The organism is Kribbella soli (assembly GCF_004331345.1).
In the GTDB taxonomy this organism is placed as follows: Bacteria; Actinomycetota; Actinomycetes; order Propionibacteriales; family Kribbellaceae; genus Kribbella; species Kribbella soli.
This window is the reverse complement of record NZ_SJJZ01000004.1, coordinates 667,473-684,671: the sequence shown is the minus strand read 5'-3', so window position 1 is coordinate 684,671 and position 17,199 is coordinate 667,473. Positions and strand designations below refer to the sequence as shown.

The 17,199-nt window shown below is 68.5% G+C and carries 21 protein-coding genes; 12 read left to right on the top strand and 9 right to left on the bottom strand.

Going from position 1 to position 17,199, the window contains the following annotated elements:
- Positions 1 to 10 precede the first annotated feature (10 nt).
- Positions 11 to 424, bottom strand: coding sequence for an alternative ribosome rescue aminoacyl-tRNA hydrolase ArfB (gene arfB, locus E0H45_RS34075; protein WP_238155491.1), 414 nt, complete (start codon positions 422 to 424; stop codon positions 11 to 13).
- A 205-nt stretch (positions 425 to 629) separates the two neighbouring features.
- On the opposite strand from arfB, the gene E0H45_RS34065 reads away from it, so the two are divergent.
- The 8 genes from E0H45_RS34065 to E0H45_RS34030 all read left to right on the top strand — a co-directional run bounded on the left by E0H45_RS34065 (position 630) and on the right by E0H45_RS34030 (position 6,506).
- On the top strand, positions 630 to 1,043 hold the full coding sequence (locus E0H45_RS34065) for an HIT family protein (RefSeq protein WP_165546684.1): 414 nt from the start codon (positions 630 to 632) through the stop codon (positions 1,041 to 1,043).
- A gap of 45 nt (positions 1,044 to 1,088) precedes the next feature.
- Entirely contained in the window at positions 1,089 to 1,520 is a 432-nt protein-coding gene (locus tag E0H45_RS34060) for a TlpA family protein disulfide reductase (protein WP_131345096.1), read from the top strand.
- 60 nt (positions 1,521 to 1,580) lie between these two features.
- Positions 1,581 to 2,426 (top strand): RDD family protein, encoded by an 846-nt coding sequence (locus E0H45_RS34055; protein WP_165546712.1) that lies wholly within the window; start codon positions 1,581 to 1,583, stop codon positions 2,424 to 2,426.
- A 285-nt stretch (positions 2,427 to 2,711) separates the two neighbouring features.
- A complete protein-coding gene (locus E0H45_RS34050) occupies positions 2,712 to 3,158 on the top strand; it encodes a DUF4395 domain-containing protein (RefSeq protein ID WP_131345092.1) in 447 nt (148 codons plus the stop codon).
- A gap of 12 nt (positions 3,159 to 3,170) precedes the next feature.
- Entirely contained in the window at positions 3,171 to 4,019 is an 849-nt protein-coding gene (locus E0H45_RS34045; RefSeq protein ID WP_131345090.1) for a sulfurtransferase, read from the top strand.
- Positions 4,020 to 4,022: 3 nt separating this feature from the next.
- Positions 4,023 to 4,319, top strand: coding sequence for a DUF1416 domain-containing protein (locus tag E0H45_RS34040; RefSeq protein WP_131294190.1), 297 nt, complete (start codon positions 4,023 to 4,025; stop codon positions 4,317 to 4,319).
- A gap of 303 nt (positions 4,320 to 4,622) precedes the next feature.
- The gene (locus tag E0H45_RS34035) at positions 4,623 to 5,849 is read left to right on the top strand and encodes a choice-of-anchor P family protein (protein ID WP_131345088.1); all 1,227 of its coding nucleotides are present in this window, start codon (positions 4,623 to 4,625) and stop codon (positions 5,847 to 5,849) included.
- Positions 5,850 to 6,026: 177 nt separating this feature from the next.
- Positions 6,027 to 6,506, top strand: coding sequence for a hypothetical protein (locus E0H45_RS34030; protein ID WP_131345086.1), 480 nt, complete (start codon positions 6,027 to 6,029; stop codon positions 6,504 to 6,506).
- 25 nt (positions 6,507 to 6,531) lie between these two features.
- On the opposite strand, the gene dtd is transcribed toward E0H45_RS34030, so the two are convergent.
- Positions 6,532 to 6,957, bottom strand: coding sequence for a D-aminoacyl-tRNA deacylase (gene dtd / locus E0H45_RS34025; RefSeq protein WP_131345084.1), 426 nt, complete (start codon positions 6,955 to 6,957; stop codon positions 6,532 to 6,534).
- A gap of 93 nt (positions 6,958 to 7,050) precedes the next feature.
- Between dtd and E0H45_RS34020 the strand changes: the two genes are divergently transcribed.
- The gene (locus tag E0H45_RS34020; protein ID WP_131345082.1) at positions 7,051 to 7,875 is read left to right on the top strand and encodes a beta-keto acid cleavage family enzyme; all 825 of its coding nucleotides are present in this window, start codon (positions 7,051 to 7,053) and stop codon (positions 7,873 to 7,875) included.
- On the opposite strand, the gene E0H45_RS34015 is transcribed toward E0H45_RS34020, so the two are convergent.
- Positions 7,818 to 8,267 carry a hypothetical protein gene (locus E0H45_RS34015; protein WP_131345080.1) on the bottom strand — a complete coding sequence of 150 codons (450 nt, stop codon included), beginning with the start codon at positions 8,265 to 8,267 and terminating at the stop codon, positions 7,818 to 7,820. The genes E0H45_RS34020 and E0H45_RS34015 overlap by 58 nt on opposite strands.
- Complete coding sequence (locus E0H45_RS34010; protein ID WP_131345078.1) at positions 8,264 to 9,415, bottom strand: molybdopterin-dependent oxidoreductase; 1,152 nt, start codon at positions 9,413 to 9,415, stop codon at positions 8,264 to 8,266. Before E0H45_RS34010 ends, E0H45_RS34015 begins: the two co-directional genes overlap by 4 nt.
- A 164-nt stretch (positions 9,416 to 9,579) precedes the next feature.
- Here E0H45_RS34010 and E0H45_RS34005 point away from each other — a divergent pair, with 164 nt between their 5' ends.
- Together E0H45_RS34005 and E0H45_RS34000 are read left to right on the top strand one after the other, a co-directional pair.
- Complete coding sequence (locus E0H45_RS34005) at positions 9,580 to 10,137, top strand: hypothetical protein (protein ID WP_238155489.1); 558 nt, start codon at positions 9,580 to 9,582, stop codon at positions 10,135 to 10,137.
- Positions 10,137 to 12,077, top strand: a complete 1,941-nt coding sequence (locus E0H45_RS34000) for a coiled-coil domain-containing protein (RefSeq protein ID WP_131345076.1) — start codon at positions 10,137 to 10,139, stop codon at positions 12,075 to 12,077. The genes E0H45_RS34005 and E0H45_RS34000 overlap by 1 nt, the downstream gene beginning before the upstream one ends.
- Positions 12,078 to 12,154: 77 nt before the next feature.
- On the opposite strand, the gene E0H45_RS33995 is transcribed toward E0H45_RS34000, so the two are convergent.
- A complete protein-coding gene (locus tag E0H45_RS33995) occupies positions 12,155 to 12,517 on the bottom strand; it encodes a DsrE family protein (protein WP_131345074.1) in 363 nt (120 codons plus the stop codon).
- 165 nt (positions 12,518 to 12,682) lie between these two features.
- On the opposite strand from E0H45_RS33995, the gene E0H45_RS33990 reads away from it, so the two are divergent.
- Complete coding sequence (locus E0H45_RS33990; protein ID WP_131345072.1) at positions 12,683 to 13,177, top strand: heme-binding beta-barrel domain-containing protein; 495 nt, start codon at positions 12,683 to 12,685, stop codon at positions 13,175 to 13,177.
- 104 nt (positions 13,178 to 13,281) lie between these two features.
- Here the strand turns inward: E0H45_RS33990 and E0H45_RS33985 are convergent, their stop codons facing one another.
- The 4 genes from E0H45_RS33985 to E0H45_RS33970 form a co-directional block, all read right to left on the bottom strand.
- A complete protein-coding gene (locus E0H45_RS33985; protein WP_131345070.1) occupies positions 13,282 to 14,370 on the bottom strand; it encodes a CU044_5270 family protein in 1,089 nt (362 codons plus the stop codon).
- Entirely contained in the window at positions 14,367 to 14,876 is a 510-nt protein-coding gene (locus E0H45_RS33980; RefSeq protein ID WP_238155487.1) for an RNA polymerase sigma factor, read from the bottom strand. The genes E0H45_RS33985 and E0H45_RS33980 overlap by 4 nt, the downstream gene beginning before the upstream one ends.
- A 302-nt stretch (positions 14,877 to 15,178) precedes the next feature.
- Positions 15,179 to 15,856, bottom strand: coding sequence for a response regulator (locus tag E0H45_RS33975; protein ID WP_131345066.1), 678 nt, complete (start codon positions 15,854 to 15,856; stop codon positions 15,179 to 15,181).
- Positions 15,849 to 17,105: a sensor histidine kinase gene (locus tag E0H45_RS33970; RefSeq protein WP_131345064.1), complete on the bottom strand. Its 1,257-nt coding sequence runs from the start codon at positions 17,103 to 17,105 to the stop codon at positions 15,849 to 15,851. Before E0H45_RS33970 ends, E0H45_RS33975 begins: the two co-directional genes overlap by 8 nt.
- Between the last annotated feature and the right edge of the window lie 94 nt (positions 17,106 to 17,199).

Below are 17,199 nucleotides of genomic sequence, written 5' to 3'. Positions count from 1 at the left end.
AGGGGTGTCCCTAGTCGTCCGGTCGTCCGCGGAGCCGCTTCGTCTCGCCGCGGCGCTTCTTGGCGTCCAGCCGGCGTCGTACGGACCCCTTGCTCGGCTTCGTCGGGCGCCGCTTCCGGGGCGGCGGAGCGATTGCCTCCCGGATCAGCACGGCCAGCCGTTCCCGCGCGGCCTCCCGGTTGCGCCACTGCGACTTGTACTCCGACGCGGCGATCGTCACCACCCCGTCGACCAGCCGCGACTGGAGCCGCTCCAGCGCGCGAGTCTTCAGTACGTCGCTCAACGCCGACGTACCGGCCACGTCGAAGCTCAGCTCGACCCGGCTGTCCGTGGTGTTCACGGACTGCCCGCCCGGACCGCTCGACCGTGAGAACCGCCACGTCAACTCCGCCTCGGGAATCACCACCCCCGACCGCACGGTCACTCCACTCTCCACAGCTCTATTAGGGCATGACTCGCGATCCCACGCCTACTGCGCGGCACTCGGCACGGCACCTCGCCGCACGGGTGCAAAGGCCACGATGCTCCGCATCGAGACCTTCGCCCCCGCACGCCGAGGCACCGCACCGAGCACCTGCTCGCGACGGCGTGGGATCGCGAGTCATGCCCGACCGGAGCACAATCACCAGATGGATGCCTGCGTCTTCTGCGGCCTGATCTCCGCCGACTCGGCCCGCTGGATCGCCAAGGAGGACGCGGCTGTCGCGTTTCTCCCGCTGCCCGCTGAGGAGATCGCCCCGGGGCACACACTGGTGGTGCCGCGACGTCACACCACCGCAGGTCTCCTGGACGCGCAGCCGGGTGACCTGGCGCTGGTGATGGACCTGGCGCAGCGCATCGCGCAGAAGATGGTGGCGAGGCTCGGGGCGACCGGTGTGTGCCTGCTGAACGCCAGTGGGCCCGGCTCCGGCCGCAGCGTCGACCATCTCCACCTGCACGTGGTCCCTCGGTACCCGGGGGACGGCGACGACTGCCTGCCCTGGCCGACCGGGCGTTCGGGCCACCGCCTCGCTGTGGATCCGCAGGTGCTTCTCAGCACGTGAAACGGCCGGTTGAATTGTGAACGGGGCGTCGTACCGTGGGTAGCTGTGAGCCTGGGGCTGTGGGTACTCGTCGCGGCGGTAGTAGCCGGCGTGGGGCTCAGTGTGCTCAAGGCGTGGGTCGACGGGCGGTTTCGCGGGAAGAGCGAGGACGACGTGGAGCGGGTGACGGCCGCTGAGTTGGGCGGGGAGCTGGGCGAGCGGGCAACACTGCTGCAGTTCTCGTCGGCGTTCTGTGCGCCGTGCCGGGTCACTCGGCGGACGCTGGCCGAGGTCGAGGGCATGGTCGACGGCGTGCGCCACGTGGAGCTGGACGCCGAGTCCCACCTGGAGCTGGTACGCCGGCTGGACATCCTGCGTACGCCGACCACGCTGGTGCTCGACAGCACCGGAGCAGTGGTGAAGCGCGCCAGCGGAGCGCCGCGGAAGCCGGACGTGATTGCCGCGCTGGCCGTCGCGATCGACCGCCAACCGAGCTGACAGCGTCCGGTACGCGCTACCGGATGGCCAATGAACCGGGACTTAGGCAAGACTCTCCCGGTGAGCTCCCAAGTAGCAGGTTGGTACGACGACCCTGAGGACCCGACCCAGCAGCGGTACTGGGACGGCAGCGCCTGGACGGATCAGCGCCGGCCGCAGGAGGGCCCACCCCCGTTCCAGGGGCAGTTCGGCCAGTCGAAGACGCAGGACTTCCCGAAGTACGGGCAGACCGCGGAGCACGGACAGGTGTACGGCGGTGGCGGACCGGCTCAGCCGGCCTCGCAGTTCGGCCAGCAGCCCCCGCAACAGGGCGGCTACCCGGCGTACCCGCAGAGCGGCCAGGGCTTCGCCTACCAGGGGCAGGGGCCCGGAACCACTCCGGACGGTCAGGTGCTCTCCGGCTGGTGGCGCCGTGCCTTCGCGCGCATCCTGGACGGGATCATCGCCTGGTTCCTCGCGCTGCCGCTGACCGGGTACTTCTACTACCAGTCCAGCAAAGTGATGAACTCGTGGATCGAGGACGTCCTGGACGCCGCCCGTGCCGGTAGTTCGACCCCGGTCTCGATGCCGCCCGAGGTGTTCAAGTGGGCCATCCCGGCGTCCCTGCTGGGGGCACTGGTCATGTTCGTGTACGAGTACCTGTTCCTGGTCGCGAAGGGCCGCACGCCCGGCAAGATGGCGACCGGGATCGCGGTCCGGCTGCGGGACGTTCCGGGCAAGCCGCCGCGCGGCGCCGTGGCGAAGCGCTGTGGTCTCGACCTGGTGCTGAACATGGCCGGCTCGATCCCGGTCGTCGGCCTCTTCGCCTCCCTGGCGCTGCTGCTCAACTACCTCTGGCCGCTCTGGGACGACAAGAAGCAGGCGCTGCACGACAAGGTCGCCGGCACCAACGTGGTTCGCGTCTGAATAACCACCGGCTGTCCACAATTTGATCAGTTGTCTCACGGGATGGGACCACGGGTGGCGTGCCCGCCCAGGTTCCGTAGTCTCGTTGCGTGGTTTACACGACATGGCTGACGAAGCGACGGGCAGTGGACAACTGCCGCGTCCGCTCTTCGCTGTGTCGTCGCCGCTGACCAGGCGGCGTCCAGAGCGCTGCGGAACCGGTCGCTGAGCACGGTTCCGCGTACGTCGCCTCCCCGCACACCCGGGCGGGTTCCGGCTCGACATCCTCCTTCACCGGGAGTCGTCATGTCCGAACAACAGGCGGCACAGCAGGTCGATCCGCGCGGTCTCCGGTTCGCAGCCGGCGTGACCACGGTCGTCCTGGCGCTGACGCTCGTACTGAACAGCCCCTGGCCGCTCGCGGTACAAGCTGTGGTGTTCGCGATCTCGGTCGCGTTCGGCGTGAGCGCGTCGCCGTACGGGTTGCTGTTCAAGCGGCTGGTCCGGCCCCGGCTGGGCCCGCCGAAGGAGCTGGAGGACGCGGCCCCGCCGCGGTTCGCCCAGCTGGTCGGCCTCGTCTTCGCGGTCGTCGGTCTGATCGGGTACCTGACCGGCGTCACCGTCCTGGGAGTGGTCGCCACCGGATTCGCCCTGGTCGCCGCGTTCGTGAACGCGGCGGTCGGGCTCTGCCTCGGCTGCGAGGCCTATCTGCTGATCCACCGCATTCGTACGCCAACCACCGCTACCAACTGAGAGGCAGCACACATGAGCAGGGAATCCGCGCTCGTCTCGGCCGACTGGGTCGAAGAGCACAAGAACGACGCCGGTGTCGTCCTGATCGAGGTCGACGAAGACGTCTCGGCGTACGACGCCGGCCACATCGCCGGTGCGATCAAGATCGACTGGCAGGACGATCTGCAGGACCCGGTCCGTCGCGACTTCGTCAGCAAGGAGCAGTTCGAGGCGCTGCTGTCCGACCGCGGCGTGAAGAACGACGACACGGTCGTGCTGTACGGCGGCAACAACAACTGGTTCGCGGCGTACGCGTACTGGTACTTCAAGCTCTATGGCCACGGTGACGTCCGCCTGCTCGACGGCGGCCGCAAGCGCTGGGAGCTGGACAGCCGTGAGCTGACCGACGAGGTCGTCAAGCGCGAGGCCACCGAGTACTCCGCGCAGCCGCAGAACCTGGAGATCCGCGCCTTCCGCGACGAGGTCAAGGACGCGATCGGCGTGAAGAACCTGGTCGACGTGCGCAGCCCCGACGAGTACGCCGGCCGGCTGCTCGCCCCGGCCCACCTGCCGCAGGAGCAGGCGCAGCGGGCGGGTCACATCCCGACCGCGGCCAGCATCCCGTGGAGCAAGGCGGCCAACGACGACGGCACGTTCCGCGCCGACGACGAGCTGAAGACCCTGTACGCCGACGCCGGTGTGGACTTCGGCAAGGACACCATCGCGTACTGCCGGATCGGCGAGCGCTCGGCGCACACCTGGTTCGTGCTGCACGAGATCCTCGGCCAGGCGAACGTGAAGAACTACGACGGATCCTGGACCGAGTGGGGTTCGCTGGTCGGCGTACCCGTTGCTCTCGGCGACGAGCCCGGAAAGGCCTGACACATGTGCGGAGCGAAGCAGGGCGGCCTCGACCTCAAGGGTGTCGACGTCGACAAGGAGGCCGTGATCCAGGGCCAGGTGCTGCGCGGCGAGGAGCCGGTCGGCGGCGCGTACGTGCGGCTGCTGGACTCCACTGGTGAGTTCACGGCCGAGGTGCCGACCTCGGCGACCGGGCACTTCCGGTTCTTCGCGGCGCCGGGCAGCTGGACGCTGCGCACGCTGGCCCCGAAGGCCGACCCGGTCGACCGTCAGGTGGTCGCGCAGTACGGCGAGGTTGCGGAAGTGGCCGTCACCGTCTGACCAGTCGTTCGTTACTGATGGTGCCACCACCACCCGACGGTGGCCCACCCTGAAGTAAGCACCGAGGGGCCCGGACCTTGCGCGTCCGGGCCCTTTGGCATGCCCGAAATCGCTTACCGGGCAGGGGTTCCGGGTCATCGCAGCCGAGTTACGGGTGCGAGCCGGAAATCTCGTGGAGCGAGCGGCAATGTAACGGTTCGGTCTCGGAGCGCGGTCAGCTCGTCACCTACCGCAATCGGCTGAGTTGTGTCTGTGTCCTGACCCGCACTTCGGGTCACGTCATCACTCAGGGAGGAGGGGTCAATGCGACCCCGCATCGGATACAAGAAGCTCGCCGCCGTCGGAGTTGCGGCGGTTGTCGGCGTGGCTTCTACGATTGCGCTGACGTCGGGTTCCGCGTCCGCCTCGCCGGTTTTCGGCTACAGCGGCTACGCGTACGGGACCGATGTTCAATCCGGGCTGGCGAACAGTGGCCCGCAGGTGATCAGCAAGTTCGGTTGCACCACGGACGCCAACAAGGCTGACAAGAACGACATCGCCACGGCGAACGTGAACGGGCAGGCGATCGCGCGTTCGGTCAAGACCGACACGCACGGCTTCAACAACGCCAGCGGTACCGGCGTCACCAGCACCGCGGTGGCCGCCGACGTCCGCGTCGGCACCCTGCTCACGCTGACCGGCGTGAAGACCACCACCACGTCGAAGTACTCGAAGGGCAAGCTGTCCTACACCGGCAGCACCACCTTCGCGGGCGTGCGGATCGGCGCGATCTCGGTGCCGTCGCTGCTGAACCCGAAGCCGAACACCAAGGTCGCCGTACCGGGCCTGGGCTACATCGTGCTGAACCGTGTCGGCGGCGTGAAGACCGCGTCCGGCATCTACTCGTACGCGCAGGCGGTCGTGCTGCACGCGACGGTGAAGAACCAGTACATCCCGCAGGGCGTCGACGTCGCGGTGCTGAAGACCCGCGCCGAGATCTCGAAGCCGGCGACCGCGCTGGTCATCGGTGACGCCTACGGCACCAAGGCCACGGCCGACAAGCTGGTCGTCTCCGACGCCACGTCGCTTCAGACCACCTGCCAGGGCACTGAGGGCAAGACGGTCCGGGTCGCGGTCGGCGAGCTGAACATCCCGAAGGTCGCCTACGTCGGCGGTGTCTACACCACCAAGAACGGCGCCATCGGCGAGGGTAAGTCCTACATCAACTTCACCTCGCACGTCGCGGGCGTGAAGGTCGGCTCGCTGTCCGTCGGCGCCATCGAGTCCTCGGCCTCCGCGTGGAAGACCAAGGACGGCAAGGGCGGCGTGAGCTCGTCCTCGACGATCGCCTCCATCAAGGTCGGCGGCAAGTCGTACGCCGTCCCGACCGGCGAGAACAAGACCCTGGACATCCCGGGTGTTGCTCGCCTGACCTTCAACCAGGTCCTGCGGCAGAAGCGCTACATCTCGGTGAACGCGCTGGTCGTCGACGTCTACAGCCTGAACACCAAGGTTGTCGTCGGTCACTCGGCCGCCGGCGTCGTCAGCTGATCGCAGCAGACACTCTCTGAGTCGAACCTCATAGACCCAGAACCCCCGGCCCCCGGATCCCGCACGGATCCGGGGGCCGGTCTGTTTGCGGGTGAGGCGTTGACTCGCTCGGCCGGGCGTGCACAGGCTGGCCGAAGCGTCCTGGGGCGTGGGTGACGCCAAGCAGGAGGGGGAGTCATGTCCCGCATCACACGTTCGATTGCATTGCTGGCGGCCGTGCTGGGCAGTTGTCTTGTCGCGGCCGAGCCGGCACAGGCCGCACCGCCGGTTGTACCCAACGGTGAGCCGTTCGAGATCTTGTCGCCCGCCGGGGAGTACTGCTCGTTCGCACTCCGGATCTTCGGCGACAGTGCTGCAGTCGTCCGGCCCGGATCGCCGAACGGCGATCTGATCATCACCGGTGCGCTCGCACTGACGGCGACGAACCTCGCCTCCGGTGAGTCGCGCAGCTACAACGTGTCCGGGCCGACGTTCATCGATGCCCAGACCGGTCTTCAGGTGTACGTCGGGCCCGCACTGATCGGGCAACCGGCCAGTGTGAACACCGACGACACGTTCCTGATCATCACGCGGGGCCGCTGGACCTTCGACCCATCGACGACCGCCCACACTTTCAGAGGCAAGATCGCGCACGACATCTGCGCGGAGCTTGCCTGACACCGGGCAGTCTCTAGCGGTCGCGTCAGGTGTCGAGGATCAGGGTCACCGGGCCGTCGTTGGTGAGGGTGACGTCCATGTGGGCTCCGAAGATGCCTCGTTCTACCTTGGCGCCGAGGGATTCGAGGGCGGTGCAGAAGGAGTTGTAGAGGGGTTCGGAGACGGGGCCGGGGGCGGCGGCGTTCCAGGAGGGGCGCCGGCCCTTGCGGGTGTCGGCGTACAGGGTGAACTGGCTGATGGCGAGGATCGGGGCCTGTTCGTCGGCGGCGGAGCGTTCGTCGTGGAGGATGCGGAGGGTCCAGATCTTCGCGGCCAGCGCGGCGGCCTTCTCGGGGGTGTCGTCGTGGGTGACGCCGAGCAGGACCAGTAGCCCGGGCCCGTCGATCGCCCCGACCACCTCCCCGTCCACGGTGACCGACGCCTGACTGACTCGCTGTACTACGGCTCTCATGGGAAACATCCTCTCGTGCGGGAGATCGTCCGGTCATCGAACCCTCCGACCGGCAAATATCCGTTTCGGGGCGCGATCTGGCAGGATTCGTCCATGGCGTCGACTCTGATCACTGTTGCTCCCACCGGTGCCGAGACCGCGAAGGCGGACTACCCGGCGTTGCCGACCACGCTCGACGAGCTGGTCGAGACGGCGAAGCGCTGCGAGGCCGCGGGAGCGGCGATGATCCATATCCACATCCGCGACGGTGAGCACAAGCCGACGCTGGACCTCGGCCGGCTGACGGACACCGTTGCGGCGGTCCGGGAGAACACCGCGCTGATCGTGCAGCTCTCGACGGGCGGTGCCGTCACCGACCCGTACGAGGATCGTCTGCGAGTGCTGGACGCCGTACCCGACTCCTGCTCGCTGACCATGGGCACGGTCAACTTCGGCGACGACGTGTTCATGAACCCGTGGCCGTTCGTGACGCAGCTCTTCCAGCTCACCCAGGAGCGCGAGGTCGTTCCGGAGTTCGAGCTGTTCGACCTCGGTCACGTCGCCGCACTGCACCGGCTCCTCGACAAGTACGGCCTGCCGTACGGCGGTCGCGTGCACTGCGATCTGGTGATGGGCGTCCCCGGCGGCATGCCCGGTACGGCGGACGCACTCGTCGCCGCCGTCAACGCGCTCCCCGACGCCGTCACGTCCTGGTCCGCCACCGGCATCGGCCGTACGTCGTTGACGGTCGCGCTGGCCGCACTGTCGAAGGGCGGCAACCTCCGCGTCGGCATGGAGGACACGCTGACACTGGCGAAGGGCCACCCGGTCACGCACAACGCCGAGCTCGTCGAACGCGCCGCCGCGCTGGCAACCCTCGCTCAGCGGCCGCCGATGTCCCCTGACGAGGCCCGCGACCTCCTGAACGTGAAGCGCTGAACCAGGTAGCCGGCCACGCCGCCCGCGATGATCGTTGCCTCCAGCAATAGCCAGTCGCGGAGGTAGTCGCGGGGGAGCACGGTCGGGTTCACACCCTTGCCCTGTCGCAGGAGCAACGGCAGCGCGATCAGGGTGGTGATCCCGACGTACAGCATCGTCGTCCGCACTGCGCCGACAGCGCGGTGCCGATCGGGCCGGGCCGACCAGCGAGCGACGATCCAGCCGACCCCGATGGTCAGCGGCACGAGGAAGAAGTCGTCAGCCACCACGGCCCCACCCAGCCAGATCGGCAGCCGAATCAGCGCTGGTGGGTCCAGGGTGCTGAGCAGCAGCCAGAGTCCCCACAGTCCGAGGCCGACGCCGGCGACGGCCAACCCGATCCGTGTCTTCACGAGATGACCTCCAGCCGGTGGACCCACTTGGTCTGCAGGACCCCGGGACGGTTGGGCGCGATGATGCGGGCGGGGAAGCCGTGGTCCAGCGCAAGCTCGCCGCCGTTCAACCGGAGCGCCAGCAGCGTCAGCGGATCAGCGGCGAAATCCGGCGGCAGCTCACTCGTCGCATAGAACCCGCCCTTCTCCATCGAGACGACCCGAACTCGTGACTGCATCGAGGCGCCGCAGAGTTCGAGCAGATCCCGGATTCGGACGCCCTCCCACCGAGCGCCCTGACTCCAGCCCTCGACACAGGCGATCGGCAGCTCGGAGCGGCTCTGCGGCAGCGCCCGTAACTCGTCCAGCGTGTAGGACAGCTGCTGCGGTCCCATGATCATGAAGCGCCAGTTCTCGTCGATTCCGGTGACGCCGGCCGCTTCCGCCGTACGGTTCACCGGCAGGCCTTGTGGTCCGATGTTCGGCTTCCGCGGCGCCAGTACGGCGACGGGACCGAAAGCCGGGGCCGATTGCCCGACCGACGTGATGCCGACGAGCGTCGCGGCGCCGGCCACGGTCCGGAACAGCCCGCGCCGGGTCAGCCCGGTGATTGCCGGCGGCAAAGAGTCCGGCACCTTCTCGGCCGTCCGCCGCCAGTTCGCCCGGATCAACGGGAGCTTGACGGCAAGGTGGACCAGCAGGGCGCCGACGATGATCCACGCCAGCGCGTAGTGCGTCTGCCGGAACGGGAACGGCCAGGGGTACCACTGCAGGGTGTTCAGGAACCCGATGAACAGCTCGAGAGCCATCGCCGAAACCAGCACCAGGATCGACGCGCGCTCCAGCAGCGTCCCGAGCGCCTGCCGGGTCGGCGGCCACGGCAGCTTCGCGAACAGCTTCGGATAGACCGTCCACAGCTTCGCCAGCAGCAACGGGACAGCCACGGTCCCGCTCAGCACGTGCAGCCCCTGAGTCACGCGGTACAGGGAGGCCGGCCGGCTGGGGATCGGCAGCCAGCTCGGGGTGTCCTGGAGGAAGTGGCTGTAGAGGCCGGTGAAGAAGCAGATCGTTACGGCGGTCGCGAGCCAGCGGCCGACGACCGTCGCCACCCGCGGGTGGTGCAGCGGCGACGGGAACGCTTTCTCCGTCGGAGGGGCCGGGAGCTTCATGTTTCTACTACAACTCAGCTGGAGACGTGTGTACGGCGTACTTCGGTTACTGCTCGCGAACGGCGTACCCGGAACCAGTTATCCACAGGTCTGCGTCTGTACCCCAGTTGGTGGCACCGGTCGGGGCATACTCTGGGCAAACTTGACGGAAGGAGTGTGGCGGAGTGAAGACGCAGGAGCGGTCGTTCGACGATGACGAGCGGGCGATGGCCGATCTGGCCGAGGTCGTCGACTGGCGACCGATCTGGGGGCCGCCGGCCACCGGCATGGACGCGATCCGTGCCCTGGTCAACCGCGTCACCGACGCCACCGGCTGGCTTCCCTGGGCGCCCGGCAACATCGATCCCGATCGGTACACCTGGGGCCTGGTCACCCAGCGCGAGACGGTGATGCTCGTGCTGCCGGACGCCGTGCTGCCGGAGTCGCCGCGGAGCGGCTGGTCGGCGTTCGAGATCGGCGCGTCGGAGCTGCCGCAGGCCGAGGAAGGCCTCGACGCGCACTGGCCCGGCCAGCTCGAGATCGCCCGCCGCTACTGGGGCCCGCCGGTGTACGTCGGTCCGGGCGACGACCTGCGCATTCCGCCGGAATGGCGCGGCCGCCGGCGGCACTTGGCGGTCTGGCTGCGGCCGGGAGCCGAGTTCCACCTGTATGCGTCCCAGCCGGGGCCGGAGGACACTGCGGTCGGGTTCGGATATTCCGTCTATGCCAGCGAGGTGGCCTGATGGCTGAGGAACTTGAAGCGGAAGACCTCCTGCGGATCCTGGTCAGTGAGTTCAGGCGCCTCAAGAGCATGGGGCAGAACCTCTGGAACCGCCTGACTTCGCAGCAGCGGCGCCGGGCGGGGATCGAGCGGGGAATCCTCCAGGACCGCTGGGGCCCCGAGCGTGACTCGAACGTCGACGTGCGCGATCGCACCGCGCAACTGGAGCGCGACGCCGCGCAGGCCGAGGCACAGGTCCAAGATCTCAGGTCGGAGAACGAGAACCTGCGCGGCGACGTCGACAGGTTGCGCCGGGATCAGGACCAGGACCTGAACAACGACCGCGACCGGGACGGGATCGACGACAGAGACATCAGGGAACTGTCCGACGTCGACAACGACCGCATTCCCGATCAGCGGGAGAACGACGTCCAGAACGACCAGCAGAACGAGAACGACCGCGCCCTGGACGAGGCGGACCAGCGGCGGCAGGACGAGCAGGCGCGGGCGGACGACGAGCGGCGGAAGCGGGAAGAGCAGGACAGCCAGAAGGACCGCGAGGACGGCATCGACCCGGTCACCGCCGGGACGGCTGTCGGTGCGGCGGCTGCGGCCGACGAGATCGCCGACGAGCAGGACGAACGGAACCCCGAGGATCGGCAGGAGGACGCCGAGGCGGACCAGGAGTCGACGGTCGACGCGGACAGCACCGTGGACGACCCGTCGGCCGAGGCGGACAACGAACTCCAGACGGAGCCTGCCGCGGAGCAGGAGGGCGTCAACCCGTACGTGGCCGAAGAGGGTGCGCTCGACCCGAACGACCGACTCAACGAGAACGACGGTCAGCAGACGGATCCCGCGCTCGACGCCGACGGCGAGCCGAAGATCGACGCGGACAACGCGGTAAATGACCCGACGGCCGAGGCGGACAACGCGCTGGAAGACCCGTCGGTGGATGCGGACAGCGCGGTGGAAGACCCGTCGGCCGAGGCGGACAACGTGCGCCAGACGGAGCCTGCCGCGGAGCAGGAGGGCGTCAACCCGTACGTGGCCGAGGAGGGTGCGCTCGACAACGACGAGCGGTTCCAGCAGAACAACGTCGAGCAGCAGGACTCCGCGCTCGACGGGGACGAGGTGGACAGCTCGGAGCTGGACGACTCGGGGCTGGACGCGAACGACGGGCAGCACACCGACGTCACCGCGGAGCAGGAGGGCGTCAACCCGTACGTCGCCGAGGAGACCGGCGTCGACAACGATCTGCAGAACGACGGCACCAACCTGGGACAGGACGGCCAACAGGCCGACCCGCAGCAGGTGGACTCACCGCAGGTCGACGGGCAACAGGTCGACGCCCAGCAGGTGAACGGCCAGCAGGTTGACGCTCAGCAGGTCGACAACCAGCAGGTCGACGCGCAGCAGGTGAACGGCCAGGAGGTTGACGCTCAGCAGGTTGAGGCGCCGCAGGCTGATGCGCAGCAGGTGCAGGCTTCTGGGCAGGGCGTGGAGGCGGGTCAGGACGGCGCGCAGCCTCCGCAGCCGAAGGGGCCGAACACGCAGCAGATCGCCAACGCCTCGCAGAATGCCGTCGACGAGACCGCGGGACTTGGTCAGGAGGACGGCCAGAGCCCGGGCAGCCAAACCGAGGGCCCTTCGACCAGCCAAGCGCAGGGCACGCAGTGGCGTCCGCCGGAGCAGGCGGCCGAGGACCCAGCGATCGCCGAGGCACGAGCCACCCAGGGAAACAAGCAGCAGAGTGGTCCCGGCAAGGAGCTCCCGCCCGACGAGAGAGCGCAGTTCGACCACACTCGGGGAGACCAGGAGCCTCTCAGCAAGGTCAAGGTCGACAGCGCAGGTGTCGCAACCAATGATCGCCCCGGCACCCCGGCCGCACAGCGCGGCCAGGACCGCAACCGTGGCCAAGGCAACGACGGCCGAGGCGACGACGGCGGCCGCGGACGCTAACCACTGTCTACAACAACCAACAGCACGGTCCGCGGGCTTTCGGAGCCGCGGACCGTGCTGTTGGTAGGACCGTGCTGTCAGTAGACGATTGCTTGGGTGTTCTCGGTGAGGATTTCTTCGGTGAAGGCGGGGGCGCCGGCTATGCGGGTGCCGGGACGGAGGTCCGGTTCGGTGAGGTCGCGGCGCTTGGCGCACTGGGTGCAGACGGTGAGTTGACCACCTTCGAGGACCGCAGTGAGCAGGTCGGCGAGCGGTGCCGCGTGCGGGAGTTCGAAGGCCTCCGCGCGCCCGGGTACGGCGAACCAGACGGCCTCACCGGTGAGCCACAGGGAGACCGTGGCACCGGCCGCGACGGCGGTGGCGGCGACGGTGAAGGCCTGGTTGGCGCGCTCGGGTTCCTCGGCGCCTGCGGTCAGTTTGATCACCAGCGTGCGGGACATCACGCCACCGTAGCCGAAACCGCCGTACCCATCCTCTAGACTGACCAACGTGCTGCACGTCGTCTTCACCACGCTGCTGGTCCTGGTCTGTGTGTTCATGGGCTGGTTCTCGGCGTTCGTCGTCTACCGGCTGTATCGCGGCCGTAGTGCGAACTGAGTGACCTCATGGTGTTCGAGATTCCGCAGGACCTGCACCCGGATGTGATGCCGCTCGCGTGGCTGCTCGGTCGCTGGGAGGGCCGCGGGCACGGTGACTACCCGACCATCGAGAAGTTCGAGTTCGGGCAGCAGATCGACTTCACCCACAACGGCAAGCCGTACCTGCACTATGTCAGCCAGACGTTCGTGGTCGGCGAGGACGGCACCAAGGAGCGTCCGCTCGCCGTCGAGACCGGGTTCTGGCGCCCGCAGCCGGACAACAAGATCGAGGTCATCCTCGCCCACCCGACCGGCTTCGCCGAGATCTGGTACGGCGACATCGACGGCGCGAAGATCGAGCTGCAGACCGATGTGGTGGCCCGCACCGTCACGGCGAAGGAAGTCACCGCCGGCCACCGCCTCTACGGTCTCGTCAACGGCGAGCTCCTGTGGGCCTACGACATGGCCGCCGAAGGCCAGTCCCTGCAGCCCCACCTCTGGGCAACCCTCATCCGGTCCTAGACGCGAAGTTCGAGGCGGATCCAGAACGGTTCGTCCCGGTCGACGGTCTTCCGGCAGAAGCCCGGGCCAGGGAGCTGACCTGGGCTTCTGCCGCTGTCCTGTGCTCAGACCTTGGGGTGGCCCGGGGTGATCCGCGTCGCGACCGAGGTCCAGCTGATGACGTCGCCGCTCTTGATCGGCATCGGGTCACCGTCGCCGTTGAGCGGTGCCGTCACCGTAGCGACCTCACGAAGACCGATGAACTGGCCTGTCTTCGAGTCGATGATCAGCTCCTTGCGGATACCCCACAGCTCCACCAGGCCGATCGCCCGGCCGGCCTTCCCGTCCAGGTTCACCGCATCCGGAAGGAGCTGGATGCCGTGGATACCGCGCAGTGCCTTGTACAGCGTGGCCCGCTGCTCCGACGTCGCGAACCCGGACACCAGGATGCTCCCGGCGCGCTCGAACGCCCGGTAGTCGCCCTGCGCCGGAGCATTGCCCAGCCCCGGCCAGGAGTGGTCGTTCTTCCGCAGCGCCGCGAGCAAGGCGGCCGGGTCCCGGGGCAGCCGGGCGATGAAGTCGGCCGACGGGCTGATCCAGCCGGCCTTGCAGCTGCTCGTCGTGCCCTTCGTCTGCACCATGATTCCACCGCCGGTCATGACGGCGCAGGCGTCCGCGGTCTTGATCTTCTGCGGCTTGATGTTCAGTGGGTCGATCCGGTGCCAGAGCTGCTCGGCGACCTTGCTGGAGAACTCCTGCTTGGCGCCGAGCACCGAGATCGCGGTGAACGGCGGCGTTTGGCTGGACGGGACCCACCAGTCGCTGACCGACAGGCGAGTGCCGTGGTACGCGTTGCGCGGACCGAAGTTCCATCCTTCCTGGCTCCGCTGGGTGACCTGCCGGTACTGGCCGGCCGGGATCGGTGCGTCCGGGGCACTGGTCGACTGGTCGGCGGCGGTCGCCAGGAACGTGCCGGCGTCGGCTATCGCGCCAGGCGCCACCGTCCCGTCGGTCTTGGTGACGACGTCGTTGACGAGGAAGCCGACGGCCAGCGTTCCGGCGAGGGCACCCGCGAGCACCATCCGGCGGCGTCCGGTGGAGCGGCGCTCGGCAGGCTGCGGGGTCAGCACCCGCTGACGGGCGCGGGCGAGGGCCAGCGGGGTGGCCGGCGGTACGTCGTCGTTCAGGCGCTTGAGTGCGTCGATCTCGGTCATGAGCGGTTCTCCTGGAAGTCTGAGCCGAGCGCCGCGCGCAGGACTCGACGGGCACGGTGCAGGCGGGACGCAACCGTCCCGGCGGGGATTTTCAGGGCGGCGGCGATCTCGGGATAGCTGAGGTCTTCCCAGGCGTAGAGCAGGAGGACATCCCGGTCGGTCTGCCGGAGGCCGGCCAGTACGCCGGCCAGGGCGCGTGAGGTCGTCTCCGCGTCGACCCGGTCGACGACCTCGGCGGAGAGCGTGTCCGCGCCGGCCGGCGCGGCGCCCGGGTCGGAGCGCGAGTACGCCCGGTACTGGCGTATCTCGTCGCGTCGTCGGCGGCGGATCAGATTGGTCGCGATGCCGTACAACCACGGCAACGGACCGGACGGTGACTCACGGTAGCTGTCTCGACGCTCGAACGCGATCAGGAACGTCTGAGCGACCAAGTCGTCCGCCTCGCCGGTACCGAGTCGGCGAGCGATGTACCGGTGGATCGCGGGAGCGTGCAGGTCGAACAGCACCGCGAAATCTTCCGGCGTCTGACCGCTCGCGGCCGGCCCCGGAGCTGGTATCCCGTCCGGTATCGAGGGCGGGCTATGGATCTCAGGTATGCGTTCGCGACTGAGCGACGCTGTCCGCGGTGGGTTCATACCTGCTATTGCCCGATTCCCTTGCAGCGCTTCTCAGAAAATCCGGTCCAGGTCGACCTGGGCTGATCTGCACCCGCGGCCAGCCGTTTGCGCGGCTCACCGAGCTCGTCCGAACTCTACTTGCCGAAACGGCTCGTCGTAGTGCGAGGTGAGCGATACCACTGTGCAAGCGGTCAGCTCTCGGACACCCAGGAGTACTCGACTTTCGGGCGGCCGCTGCGGCCGTCGTAGCGTTGGGTTCGGAGGGCTTGGCCCTGGTCGGCGAGGTGTTCCAGGTAGCGGCGGGCGGTGATCCGCGAGGTGCCGAGCGATGCCGCCACCTCCTCCGCGGTCCAGCCCTCGCGGTCGGCGAGGAGCTGTACGACGCGGTCGAGCACACCGCCGGCGAGACCCTTCGGCACCGACGAGACTGTTGCTGGATGCAACAGCCGGTCCACCTCGTCCTGGTCCGCGACGACCTGGCCGGCTTCGGCGGCGCGGCGCTGGCGGGCGTACGCCGACATCCGGTCGCGCAATGTCTCGAACGCGAACGGCTTCAGCACGTACTGAACGACCCCGATCCGCGCGGCTGCCTGCACTGCCGCGACCTCGCGCGCCGACGTCACCGCGACCACGTCCGTTTGGTTGCCGAGAGCCCGCATCCGGCGGACGATGTCCAGCCCGTGCCCGTCGGGCAGATGCATGTCGAGCAGTACGACGTCGACGTTGCCCCGCGCAAGCACCTGCAGCGCACGCCCCGCAGTACCAGCGATTCCGACGCACGTGAAGCCGGGTAGGCGTTCGACGTACGTGCGATGCGCCTCCGCGGCGACGGGGTCGTCCTCGACGACGAGTACGCGTAGGTCAGGCACTCGCGCCCACCGCCCGCGGCAACCGCACCCGCACGGTCAGCGCCGGTACTTCGTCCAGCTCGGAATCCGGATCGACCATCAGCGAACCCTGCCACCGCTCGACGGTGCTCCGCACCAGCACGAGCCCCAGCCCGTGCCCCGGCTCGGCCTTCGTCGTCCACCCGCGCTCGAACATGTGCGCCAACTCCACCGCCCCCAACTCGGCACCCGTGTTCGTCACGATCAGGTCCACGGCGTCCGCGGTCGTCGCCGCCCGGAACTCCACCTTCCGCGGCGCCGGACCGCCCCGCGCGGCCTCGATCGCGTTGTCCAGCAGGTTCCCGACCACGGTCACCACATCCTGCGCCGGCAGCCGCGTGTTCAGTGTCTCGTGCCCGAGATCGAGGGTCAGTACGACGCCACGCTCCTGGGCCTGCGACAGCTTCGCCAGCAGCAGCGACGCCAGTACGGGATCGCCGACCGTGCCGACGACCCGATCCGTCATCGCCTGTGCGAACTGCAGCTCCGACACCGCGAACTCCCGTGCCCGTTCCGGCTTCCCGATCTCGATCAGGCTGACCACGGTGTGCAGCCGATTCGACGCCTCATGATTCTGTGCCTGCAGCGATTCCGCCAAACTCCGTACGGCGTCCAGCTCGCCGAGCAGCCGTTGCAACTGGGTGTGGTCTCGCAGCGTGACGATCCGCCCGCGTCCGGATGGCTGCTGGTTCACGACCACGACTCCGCGCGCGCCGAGGTGCAGCTCGTCGTACGCCGTCCGCCCTGTCGCCAGCAACTCGGCCAGTGGTGCGCCGAGGCGGAGCTCCTCCAACGGCGTACCGGGAACAACGGAGCGCAACCCGAGAAGGGCCAGCGCCTCGTCGTTCGCGAGCTGTACCCGGCCGTCGAGGTCCAGCAGGATCAGCCCTTCGCGCGCCGCGTGCAGTACGCCCTCGTAGAAGTCGAGCATCCGGGCCAGCGACTGCGTTCCGACGCCGCGCGTGGCCCGCCGTACCCGCCAGGTGACGAGTGCGTTGCCGGCGATCGCGACCCCGAGCATCAGGCTGGCGATGCCGAGCATCGAGCGCAGGTCCAGCCGGACCAGCTCCGACCAGCTCGGTGCGGCCAGGCCGGTCGCCGCCGCGTCCCGCAGCGCCTGCGCCCGCGATCGGCTGATCATCACGATCCATGCCATCGCGATCAGGACCAGGACCGTGACCGTCTGTATCCAGAGCACCTGGCGGCGCAGCTCCCACGGCCGGCCCCTCATGAACACATCCAACTCCGCATGCCGAACAGTTTGCCCCTAGTTTGCGCAGCGAACGATATGAACGAAATGCGCGCTTCTCCTGTGCGTCACGTCA

What these genes read in the sequence shown, in the direction of transcription:
- E0H45_RS34045 (WP_131345090.1), top strand. Translation starts at nt 3,171, where the DNA reads ATGAGCAGGGAATCCGCGCTCGTCTCGGCCGACTGGGTCGAAGAGCAC.
- E0H45_RS34000 (WP_131345076.1), top strand. Translation starts at nt 10,137, where the DNA reads ATGGCTGAGGAACTTGAAGCGGAAGACCTCCTGCGGATCCTGGTCAGT.
- E0H45_RS33995 (WP_131345074.1), bottom strand. Translation starts at nt 12,517, where the DNA reads ATGTCCCGCACGCTGGTGATCAAACTGACCGCAGGCGCCGAGGAACCC.
- E0H45_RS33970 (WP_131345064.1), bottom strand. Translation starts at nt 17,105, where the DNA reads ATGAGGGGCCGGCCGTGGGAGCTGCGCCGCCAGGTGCTCTGGATACAG.
- E0H45_RS34030 (WP_131345086.1), top strand. Translation starts at nt 6,027, where the DNA reads ATGTCCCGCATCACACGTTCGATTGCATTGCTGGCGGCCGTGCTGGGC.
- E0H45_RS34010 (WP_131345078.1), bottom strand. Translation starts at nt 9,415, where the DNA reads ATGAAGCTCCCGGCCCCTCCGACGGAGAAAGCGTTCCCGTCGCCGCTG.
- E0H45_RS34035 (WP_131345088.1), top strand. Translation starts at nt 4,623, where the DNA reads ATGCGACCCCGCATCGGATACAAGAAGCTCGCCGCCGTCGGAGTTGCG.
- E0H45_RS33990 (WP_131345072.1), top strand. Translation starts at nt 12,683, where the DNA reads ATGGTGTTCGAGATTCCGCAGGACCTGCACCCGGATGTGATGCCGCTC.
- E0H45_RS34020 (WP_131345082.1), top strand. Translation starts at nt 7,051, where the DNA reads ATGGCGTCGACTCTGATCACTGTTGCTCCCACCGGTGCCGAGACCGCG.
- E0H45_RS34050 (WP_131345092.1), top strand. Translation starts at nt 2,712, where the DNA reads ATGTCCGAACAACAGGCGGCACAGCAGGTCGATCCGCGCGGTCTCCGG.
- E0H45_RS34065 (WP_165546684.1), top strand. Translation starts at nt 630, where the DNA reads ATGGATGCCTGCGTCTTCTGCGGCCTGATCTCCGCCGACTCGGCCCGC.
- E0H45_RS34040 (WP_131294190.1), top strand. Translation starts at nt 4,023, where the DNA reads ATGTGCGGAGCGAAGCAGGGCGGCCTCGACCTCAAGGGTGTCGACGTC.
- dtd (WP_131345084.1), bottom strand. Translation starts at nt 6,957, where the DNA reads ATGAGAGCCGTAGTACAGCGAGTCAGTCAGGCGTCGGTCACCGTGGAC.
- E0H45_RS33985 (WP_131345070.1), bottom strand. Translation starts at nt 14,370, where the DNA reads ATGACCGAGATCGACGCACTCAAGCGCCTGAACGACGACGTACCGCCG.